The sequence below is a fragment of the Mucilaginibacter sp. genome (genome assembly GCF_028288225.1).
Lineage (GTDB): Bacteria > Bacteroidota > Bacteroidia > Sphingobacteriales > Sphingobacteriaceae > Mucilaginibacter.
In genome coordinates, this window is sequence record NZ_JAQBOC010000024.1 from 59,737 (window position 1) to 70,799 (window position 11,063).

The window sequence follows — 11,063 nt, forward strand, 5'->3', positions numbered from 1 at the left end:
GATGTTAAAGCAAATAAAATTCACTTTACTGTTATTGGGAATTTTACCTATGCTGGTTCATGCTCAACTGGTAGATAAAACGCCTGCCCCCGTGCCTGTGGCCCCAATCATTTATCATCCTGATCCCTGGGAAGACCAATCGGTGGACGGTATAAACCGGCAGCCGGCGCATGCAACCGCTTATTCTTTCAGTAATATTAAGGAAGCAATAGCAGGAGACAGGGAAAAATCAGGCCGCATGCTTTCCTTAAACGGTTATTGGGATTTCTTTTATGCGCCTATACCTGTCGACACGCCTAAAAGTTTTTATCAAAGCAGGGTGCATGGTTGGAAAAAGATCAGTGTTCCTTCCAGTATTGAAATGCAGGGGTATGGTAAGCCCATTTATAAAAGCGCGGTATATCCGTTCAGGCCGGTTAATCCGCCGCACATGCCGGTTGAAGATAACGGAGTGGGCAATTACCAGCGTACTTTTTCTATTCCCGCAAACTGGGAAGATATGAACATTACACTACACTTTGGAGGGGTAAGTTCCGGTTTTAAAGTTTGGCTGAACGGCAAATTTTTAGGTTATGGCGAAGATAGTTTTTTGCCATCAGAATTTAATATAACGCCGTATTTGCAGGCTGGCGAAAACTCAGTTTCGGTGCAGGTAGTACGGTGGACAGACGGCTATTTTTTGGAAGACCAGGATCAATGGCGTTTGAGCGGTATTCACCGTGAAGTAATGTTGCTAGCAGAGCCTAAGATACGTATTGCTGATTTTCAATATCAAACCAAATTAGACAAAGATTATCAGGACGCGCTTTTAAGCATTCGCCCAAGGATAGAAAATCTGACCGGTAAACCCATATCAGGCTACAGGTTGAAGGCGCAATTATATGATAAGCATAACCAGCCTGTATTGGCAAAGCCTTTGGATAAAAGCGTGGAGAGCATTATCAATGAGATCTATCCGCGGTTAGACAATGTAAAATTCGGTTTAATGCAGGCGGAAGTAAAGAATCCGGATAAATGGAGCGATGAAGTTCCAAACCTTTATACGCTTACGCTTTCATTGGAAGACAGCACAGGCCATATAATGGAGGTAAAAAGCTGTAAAGTTGGTTTCAGGAGTATTGAGTTTTCTAAAACAGACAGTAAGCTATTAATAAACGGTAAAGTAACCTATTTATACGGTGTTAACCGGCCAGACCATGACCCGGTTAAAGGCAAGGCATTATCGCGCGAGGATATTTTAAGGGATGTGCAAACAATTAAAAGGTTTAATTTTAATTGTATTCGTACCAGCCATTACCCAATGGATCCCTACCTGTACGATCTTTGCGACCAGTACGGTATCCTGGTAATTGATGAAGCTAATTTAGAAACGCATGGGCTTGGCTCAAAATTAAGCAACGACCCTATTTGGACAGGCGCTTATTTAGACAGGGTTACCCGTATGGTGATGCGTGATAAAAATCACCCCAGCGTTATTATATGGAGCTTAGGTAATGAAGCGGGGCGCGGGCCAAACCATGCCGCTATGGCTGGATGGGTGCATGATTTTGATATTACCCGCCCCGTACATTATGAACCGGCGCAGGGCACACCCCAAGCAGAAGGTTATATTGAGTCGGATGATCCGAAATACCCGAAAACCAATGATCATTCTCATCGTTTGCAAAACCCGGTTGATCAGCCTTATGTAGATATCATCAGCCGTATGTACCCCGGTTTATTTACAGCGCCGCTATTGGCTAATCAACCAAACGGCGATCATCGACCTATATTTTTTGTGGAATATTCACATGCTATGGGAAACTCCAACGGCAATCTGAAGGAGTTTTGGGAGCAATGGCGCACAACGAAACGGATTATAGGCGGCGCGATATGGGAATTTAAGGATCAGGGATTGCTGAAGAAGGATCAAAACGGAGTCCCGTTTTATGCTTATGGAGGTGATTACGGCGAAAAGTATTACGATGATTTTACCATTAAAGGCATCGTGGCCCCTAACGGCCGTCCAAAACCGGCCATTTACGAACTGAAACATGTACAGCAGCGCATTGAATGTAAGCTCGCAGATACTGTCAAAGCTATTATCAACATAAAAAATTGGAGTTCAGTAAGACCATTGGGGTATTATAATGTGAATCTGCAGGTTAGGGAAGACGGGAAGATCATAACAGTTAAATCATTGCCAACCATTAATTTACCTGGCGGCCATGATACTTTATTATCCATAGCCGCTTATTTACCTGTCATTAAACCGGGCCGCGAATACCTGGCAGATATACATTTCACCTTACGGGAAGATGAACCATGGGTGTCAAAAGGATATGAGATAGCCTCAGATCAATTTGCGTTTACAGGGATTCCTGTCGTGAAAAACAAGGTAAAGAAATATCCTGTTTTAACATTACAAAACAATGCTGATGCCTATACGGTGAGTGGTAAAGATTTTAAGGTAACCATCTCAAAAAATAACGGGGCGTTAATATCCTACATTCATGATAACCAGGAGCAAATAGATGCACCCTTGTTACCTCATTTTACGCGTCTGCTAACTGATAATGACCGCCGTGGCTGGAAAGCGAATAAAAAGCTAAAGCCATGGTACCGGGATGAACCAAAGTTAACAAGTATAAACGCTGCAAAGCTGGCTAATGGGTTAATTGAGGTGATAAGCAATTATACTTTAATTCAGGATAGCGCCCGGGTAAAAGTAACTTACCGGCTTAACGGCAATGGCGTATTGAAAGTTAATTATGCACTAACCACAAAATCCGGATTGCCTAATATACCTAAAGTTGGTATGCAGGCGGGGATCAAACAAGCTTATAATCAGGTAAGTTGGTATGGAAGAGGGCCATACGAAAATTATATAGACCGGCGTACAGGTGCTGAAGCAGGAATTTATACACAACCGATCAGCCAGTTTAATGAACCATACGTAGTGCCGCAGGAAACCGGTAACCGAACTGATGTGAGATGGATGTGGCTGGCCGACAAAAATTCAAATGGCTTACTGGTGGTAGCCGACAGCTTATTAAGCATGAGTGCCTGGCCCTATACGCAGAAAAACATAGAAACGGCAAAGCATACCAATAAACTGAAAGACGCCGGATTTATAACCTTAAATATTGATTTGATACAGATGGGTGTAGGCGGAAATGATAGTTGGTCGGATGTGGGGGCGCCTTTGGAAAAATACCAGGTACCTGCCAAATCTTATCAGTACAGTTTTTACCTGCTGCCTTGTAAAACTAATATGGACAAAGCGATAACGTTAGCTAAATCGATAAAGTTTAACTAAAAAAATGATCACCGATATAAATGCGCCATTACGAGGTATGAAATCAATTGCTGATATGAAAAAGTTTATTCAAATAATACTCCTGTACTTATGCATGCCCGGTTGGTTAACTTTATCGGTATCTGCACAAGTTGGGGGGAGGGTAATGGTTAAGGACGAGCTTGAACAGACATTTTTGCATCCGCCGCAGGCTGCAAAGCCATGGGTGTTTTGGTACTGGATGCAGGCCAGTATAACCCGTGAAGGAATAACGGCGGATTTAAAGGCCTTGCAAAAAGAAGGCATTGGCGGCGTTTATTTAATGACAATTAAGGGCCCTGCTACGCCATCTTATATAAACCCGCCTGTTCAGCAATTAACCAAGCCCTGGTGGGATATGATACGCTTTGCCATGAGCGAAGCTGATAAATATGGTGTTAAGGTAGCCATGCATGATTGTGATGGTTTTGCGGTAGCGGGAGGGCCATGGATTACGCCGGAACTTTCTATGCAAAAGGTGGTATGGACAAAAACTTTAACCACAGGCGGAAAATTATATAATGATACACTGCCTCAACCACAAAGCTATAAAGGCTATTATAAAGATATTAAAGTGTTGGCCTACCCTTCGCCAGAAGGTAGTGGGATAACCACCAAAACTATGATACCTAAAGTTACAGCCAGTACCGGTGCTGATGTACAGTTTTTAGTTGAACCGGATAATAAAAAGAGCTTTACGAGTAATGAACCCTGCTGGATACAATTAGCCTTTGATGCGCCTTTTACCTGCAGGTCATTAGTGATCCATGCCAATGCTAGTAACTTTCAGTCGGAAAGAATGGGTGTGGAGTACAGCAATGATGGTAAAAACTTTAAGAACTTAACCCAACTTGAACCGCCCCGAAGCGGATGGCAAGATGGCGACGCGGATATTACCAATGATATTATACCAGTTACAGCAAGATATTTCCGCCTTACTTATGATAAAGCAGGTACGGAGCCGGGTGCTGAAGATATTGATTTTGCGAAATGGAAACCGACGTTGAAATTTTCAGGTATAGTGCTTTCATCCGAATCTGAAATTCATCAATTTGAAGGTAAAACAGGGAAGGTTTGGCGGATAAGCAAGCGGACAACTAAACAGCAAGTGCCGGATAATTTATGTATACCGAAAGATAAAATCATTGATATAACCAATGAACTTGATGCCAATGGCCGTGTAAATTGGAACGTGCCGGTGGGTAACTGGACCATTTTGCGTATCGGGCATACCTCAACCGGCCGTACCAATGCCACAGGCGGGGTCGGCAGCGGTTTGGAGTGTGATAAATTTAGTACTGAAGCAGCCAAAGTACAGTTTGACCATTGGTTTGGGGAGGTAGTAAAGCAGGTTGGGCCAGATGTAGCCAAGCGTGTGCTTAAAATTTTTCACATAGACAGTTGGGAATGCGGCAGTCAAAACTGGTCGCCGGTATTTGCCGCTGAATTTAAAAAGCGCCGGGGATATGACTTATTACCATATTTACCGGTTATGGCAGGCGTACCTGTTCAAAGCGCGGATGTTGCTGAAAAAGTATTAAGCGATGTCCGCCAAACTATTGCCGAACTGGTTGTTGCTAATTTTTATGGCACTATGGCTAAGCTGGCACATGCAGAAGGCTACAGCTTTAGCGCGGAAAGTGTAGCTCCCGTATTTACCAGCGATGGCATGCTGCATTATAGCCAGGCAGATATTCCTATGGGCGAGTTTTGGCTGCGGAGCCCCACACATGATAAGCCGAATGATATGTTGGACGTTATTTCCGGGGGGCATATCTATGGGAAAAATATTATCCAGGCTGAAGCTTTTACAGAACTGCGCCTGATGTGGGATGAGCACCCTGCAATGTTAAAGGGTATTGCCGACCGTAATTTTGCGGCGGGCATTAACCGCTATGTGTTTCATGTAGATGTATTGAACCCCTGGCTTAACCGTAAGCCAGGCATGACGCTGGATGGTATAGGTGCATTTTTTCAGCGCGATCAAACCTGGTGGAAGCCGGGAGAAGCATGGATACAATATATTCAACATTGCGAAGCTATATTACAAATGGGCCATCCGGTAACGGATATTGCCGTGTTTACCGGCGAGGAAACACCACGCAGGGCTATTTTACCTGACAGACTGGTTAGCACACTGCCGGGTATATTTGGCGAAGAACGGGTTAAACAGGAAGCCATAAGGCTGGCAAATAAAGGCAATCCCATGCGGGTTATCCCGGATGGGGTTACCAATTCAGCTAATATGGCTGATCCTGACAAATGGGTAGATGCGTTACATGGTTATGCTTATGATTCTATTAACCTTGATGCTTTATTAAGATTGGCTACAGTAAAAAGTGGGCGAATAGTATTGCCCGGCGGAGCAAGCTATGGGATATTGGTTATACCGGGATCACACCCCATGTCGCCTGATAGCTCATTAATGTCGCCGCAGGCCATAAAAAAAATACGGCAGCTGGTTAAGGATGGCGCTACTATTATTATGAACAGCCATCCAATAAAAGCGCCGGGGATAGCAGATGACCAAACGGTAAAACGGGCAGCAGCAGAACTTTTTACGGCATCGGTTCAAAAGGGCAGACTATTGACCGGGCCTTACCATTATGCTGATTTTAATAAATTAGGTATCATAAAGGATGTTATCGTAACTGATTCAATCGGAAATTATGCCAGGGATATTGCCTGGAACCACAGGACAGGCAAGGGGTTTGACAGCTATTTTATTTCAAATCAACATGCACAGCAGCGTACCATAACACTGTCATTAAGATCATCTGGCCGGATACCTGAACTATGGGACGCGCTTACCGGTGAAATAAGAATGGCTGGTGACTGGAAGATACAAAACGGACGAACAGTACTGCCAGTAAAACTGGATGGCAGCGGGTCGGTTTTTGTTATTTTAAGGCATCCAGCCAAGGTAGCGGCATCAAAAAAACGAAGCAACTGGCCTGTTAATAGAACCACACAAACTTTAAAAGAAGACTGGACTGTTAAGTTTGACAGAGCTTACGGAGGCCCGCAGCCGGTAGCATTTACAAGCTTACAGGATTGGAGTAAAAATGCGGATGAGGGTATCAAATATTATTCAGGTACGGCAAGCTATAACCAAACATTTACTTGGCAAAAAACTCCGGATAAAGATAACGAGGTATGGCTAGATTTAGGCAAGGTTGACAATTTAGCTGATGTATATCTTAACGGTGTACATTGCGGCACTGCATGGACATATCCTTATCGTGTAAATATTGGCAAAGCCTTAAAGAAAGGTAACAATGAGCTCAGGATAGAGGTGAGCAATACCTGGGCAAACCGGATTATTGGTGACCAGGCTTTGCCTGAAGACAAACGTATAACCTGGACTAACGCACCTTTCCGGCTGGATAAAAAACCATTATTACCTGCCGGTTTATTAGGCCCCGTAAAAATTATAGAGGTGAGTTATTAATTGTAAAATTGGTTAGTATGAAAAATGTGTTCAGGAAAACGGTGATATTAACTATGATGCTGTTTGGCGGCAACTGCCTTTACGCTCAAAATAAGGCTTTGGTAAATACTGCTGCAAGCCCGTTTGCTAAATTGAGCAGTGTGAATATGGATGAAGTGATCTGGACCAAAGGTTTTTGGGCGGATAGGTTTAAGGTATGCCGGGATTCAATGCTTCCTAATCTGTGGAAAATATATACCGATCCGACAATGGGCCATGCTACTCAAAATTTTGAAATTGCAGCAGGGCTGGATACGGGCACACATGTTGGGCCGCCATTTCAGGATGGGGATTTTTATAAGCTGTTTGAAGGTGTGGCAGCCATGTATGCTGTAACCAGAGATCAGAAGCTCGACGCATTGATGGATAAAACCATCGCGTTGTTCGCTAAGGCACAACGGCCGGATGGTTATATCCATACACCTACTTTAATAGATGAACGTTATCATCCAAACTCGTCAAAAGCTTTCGGGGACAGGCTGAACTTTGAAACTTATAATTTAGGACATTTAATGACCGCGGCTTGTGTACATTACCGGGCTACGGGTAAAAGAAGCTTTTTAAACATTGCTATTAAGGCGACTGATTACTTATATCGTTTTTATAAAACCGCGTCTCCCGAACTGGCGCGCAATGCTATTTGCCCATCACATTATATGGGCGTGGTAGAGATGTACCGTACAACACATGATCCTAAATATTTGGAGCTGGCAAAAAACTTAATTGATATAAGAGGTTTAATGAAGGATGGTACCGATGATAACCAGGACCGTATACCTTTCCGTCAGCAAACGCAGGCTGTCGGTCACGCTGTAAGGGCCAATTATTTGTATGCAGGCGCAGCTGATGTTTATGCCGAAACGGGAGACCCAACCTTAATGCATACCCTCAACCTGGTTTGGGATGATGTGGTTAACCGGAAAATGTATGTAACTGGTGGCTGCGGTGCATTATATGATGGCGCTTCGCCTGACGGAACATCCTATTTATTAAAAGATGTGAAGGAAATACACCAGGCTTACGGCCGCGATTACCAATTGCCTAATTTAACGGCTCATAATGAAACCTGCGCGAGTGTGGGCAATGTACTATGGAACTGGCGGATGCTGCAACTAACGGGCGACGCCAAATTTGCGGATATTATGGAACTAACCTTATATAATGGAATGTTATCCGGCATCAGCTTAAACGGGAAGAACTTTTTTTATGCCAATCCGCTTAGTGTTGCTGATGATCTGCCTTTTCAGCAGCGCTGGTCGAAAGACCGGGTAAGTTACATTGCTTATTCAGACTGTTGCCCGCCAAATGTTATCCGCACCATAGCCGAAGTGGGCGATTATGCTTATAGCATAGGTGATAAGGGCGTGTGGGTTAATTTATATGGCGGCAATAACCTGTCAACCAATTTAAAGGACGGTTCAAAAATTAAATTATCACAGCAAACTGACTATCCATGGAATGGCAAGATCAGCATTCGCATAAATGAAGCGCCTTCAAAACCTTTCTCTGTACTTCTGCGGATACCCGGATGGTGTACAACCGGTGCACAGGTTACTGTAAATGGAAAACCTGTCCATATCTGTTTAATTCCCGGCGAATACGCGGAGCTCAACCGCAAATGGCATATCAGTGATAAGATTGAGTTATGGCTGCCTATGCCGGTAAAGATGGTAGAAGCTAATCCATTGGTAGAGGAAGCACGTAACCAGGTAGCCGTAAAATGTGGCCCCATAGTTTATTGTATGGAGTCTGCAGGGGTTCCTAAAGGCACCAAACTGTTCAATCTTTCTCTATCTGTAAAAGGTATTTTAACCCCGCAAAAAATAGTGATCGATAACAGCGATCTGGTTGCCTTAACAGGCAAAGCCAGTTTGGAGGATACCAACTGGAAGGATAAGCTTTATCATGAAGTATCCGCTAAAGCCCCCCGGTCAGTTAATATACAATTGATACCTTACTTTGCCTGGGATAACCGGGGTAAAGGTGAGATGGAAACGTGGATACCATTTAGCAGATAACGCAGGAACGCGAAAAAGAGCGTAATTTCTTTAGATACATTTAAAACATATTGACCACATCTTTTTCTCTTTCTTTTGGTAAGACGATTAACGATTCAACTTTTCCGTTTTTAACCCTTGCCTCTACAGTAGTATTATAAGGCGCATGTAACTTAAAATGTACATTCCAGTTTTTGGGCCATGCCGGGAAAAGATAGATTTTTTTATCATCAACCTGCATCAACATTTCCTGTAAACCAATCATTCCGGAACCACCCCAATTATGATCGGGTGTCCAGTCAAAACCAGGTCCCCAAAAGGCAGGGAAACGGCGGCCCGAATCTTTCAGTTTAAATAGGGTAAGGTCTGCGGCTTCTTTGGTCAAGCCCATGCGTGCGGTAAAAATATTGTCCTGTTTCCAGCCAATGCCGCTTCTGAATTTTAGCGCCAATGTATCGTACTTCCAGGTATTTACTGCTATATCCAGGGAGGGTTTGCCTATGCCGTATATTCCCCAGGGAAAAACGGGATAAAGCTGCATTGTTTCCACATTGCTTACGCGTTCCCATGACTGTGCAGGGGCTATAGTTTTATGCCCGTTAAATTCCCTAAAGCTGATAGGAGGCAGGCGTTTAAGCATCGTTTCAAAATACTTACGTTTTTCGGCTGTTAAATAGGATGGAGGCAATGCCAATAACCGGGTAATTACTGTTTGCAATGCCGCAATAGTTGAAGTGGAATTATAAGCCATTTTAAAGCTTTCTCCCGCCGAACCGGGGTAGAGAATTAAGTGACCGTTATCATCAAAAGGTTTAATCCCCCTGTTATGGGCCAGGTATTGGTAATGCTCATTAAAAAAGGTTAGGCAGCTTTCTACGAATGGTATGTAAGCTGAAATATCTTTACCTGTATAACGTTCATTTTCCAGCATCATCTGGCAAAATTCCAATACGGTATCCCACAAATATTCAAGCCAGGTATTGTATTGCATACCTTTATCATAGTTAGGGGGCCGGTTTAAACCATATTCAGCACGGTTAGGTAAGCCAAAATTTTCTATCTGCTCAGTAAAACTTGCGCCATCATGGCCCCAATAAATTTTAGTGCGTAGTTCAGCATTGCAAAGGGAGCGCAGGTAAAAATCAAACTGGGGCTTCATCAGGTCAAAGTCGCCGCTTTTAAGCATAGGCCAATATACCAGCCGTTGATTTTGCGCGGTCATTAAACCGCCACCCCAGTTCCTGAAATCTGGTGTGTATTTATAAGAAGTATCGGTTAAAACCGGATCATAAGTAAACAGGCCGCCATTAAATTTAGTAGGATAATTGCCAAACGCATTACATCCCAGCATATACCGGAATAACTGGTAATTGCGCCCTACCTGCCATTCAGGACTGTTGGCATTAGCCTGATCCGGATTAATGGATATAAAACTGCGTTCCCAATATTGTTTCCACCAGGCTTCCGTATTCGCCAAAGCTGTTTGCTGATGAAGCGTGGCTTTTTTTATGCTGTTATTTAAGTCTTGTTCCCACTCACTGGCAGAATTTACATAGCCCGTATTTAAATAGATATCCAGTTTTTGCGATTTTTTTGCGTGGATGCTTTGCAGTTTCCAGCCTTCAAAATCAGTATTGAGGTATTTTCCCTGGTAGGTGCCTGCGGGTTCCATCCCTTCGCCCAACATAATGCCGCCAAATGTTAAATGATGAAGCGGGTTAAATAATTGTTTTTTTACAGATTCCAGTCCTTCTTCTCTAACTGTAACGTCAAAAACAGAAGTATCTGAATTTTGATGATAAAATAAAACAGCTTTGTTTTTGAATACAATATTATCTTTTAGTGTTTTAACTACCCCATCTTTAGACCATTTATAGGAATCCTGGTTATTCTCGTTTCCATTAGCCGAACGGTCGCGATATCGCCAGCTTTCATAACCGGCCTCGGTTTTTACCGGCAGGTTACTATGCATTTCCATATGAATTACCGGATAGAAAACATCAACCCATAGTTTTATCTGCGTGTGCAGCTTACCGCTGGTGCCATTTATAATTACAGAGCCGTCCTGTAGGATTAATCGCTGACTGAAACTACCGTTATCAAATGGGTTAGGAGAGAGCTTAATCTTTACCCGCCCTAATTTAAGGAAGGTATTATTTTCGTCAAATGTGCCGCTTTTAGCAATATAAAAATAAAGCTCACCGTTTTCTACCCAAACATTTAAACCAATATCACCACCACCGCAGGGCATTGACTCACC

Annotated in this window: 4 protein-coding genes; 3 read left to right on the plus strand and 1 reads right to left on the minus strand. The window is 43.3% G+C overall.

The genetic code is table 11. The annotated features are described in order from the left end of the window. Position 1 precedes the first annotated feature (1 nt). Genes JWQ54_RS07680 through JWQ54_RS07690 form a run of 3 tightly spaced genes read left to right on the plus strand, consistent with a single transcriptional unit; the run spans position 2 to position 8,824 of the window. A complete protein-coding gene (locus tag JWQ54_RS07680; protein WP_299582573.1) occupies positions 2-3,298 on the plus strand; it encodes a glycoside hydrolase family 2 TIM barrel-domain containing protein in 3,297 nt (1,098 codons plus the stop codon). A gap of 4 nt (positions 3,299-3,302) precedes the next feature. Further along, positions 3,303-6,767, plus strand: coding sequence for a glycosyl hydrolase (locus tag JWQ54_RS07685; protein ID WP_299582576.1), 3,465 nt, complete (start codon positions 3,303-3,305; stop codon positions 6,765-6,767). Positions 6,768-6,784: 17 nt separating this feature from the next. Beyond that, positions 6,785-8,824, plus strand: a complete 2,040-nt coding sequence (locus JWQ54_RS07690; RefSeq protein ID WP_299582579.1) for a glycoside hydrolase family 127 protein — start codon at positions 6,785-6,787, stop codon at positions 8,822-8,824. 40 nt (positions 8,825-8,864) lie between these two features. On the opposite strand, the gene JWQ54_RS07695 is transcribed toward JWQ54_RS07690, so the two are convergent. Then, on the minus strand, positions 8,865-11,063 hold a 2,199-nt coding region (locus JWQ54_RS07695), incomplete at its 5' end, for a DUF5703 domain-containing protein (RefSeq protein ID WP_299582582.1).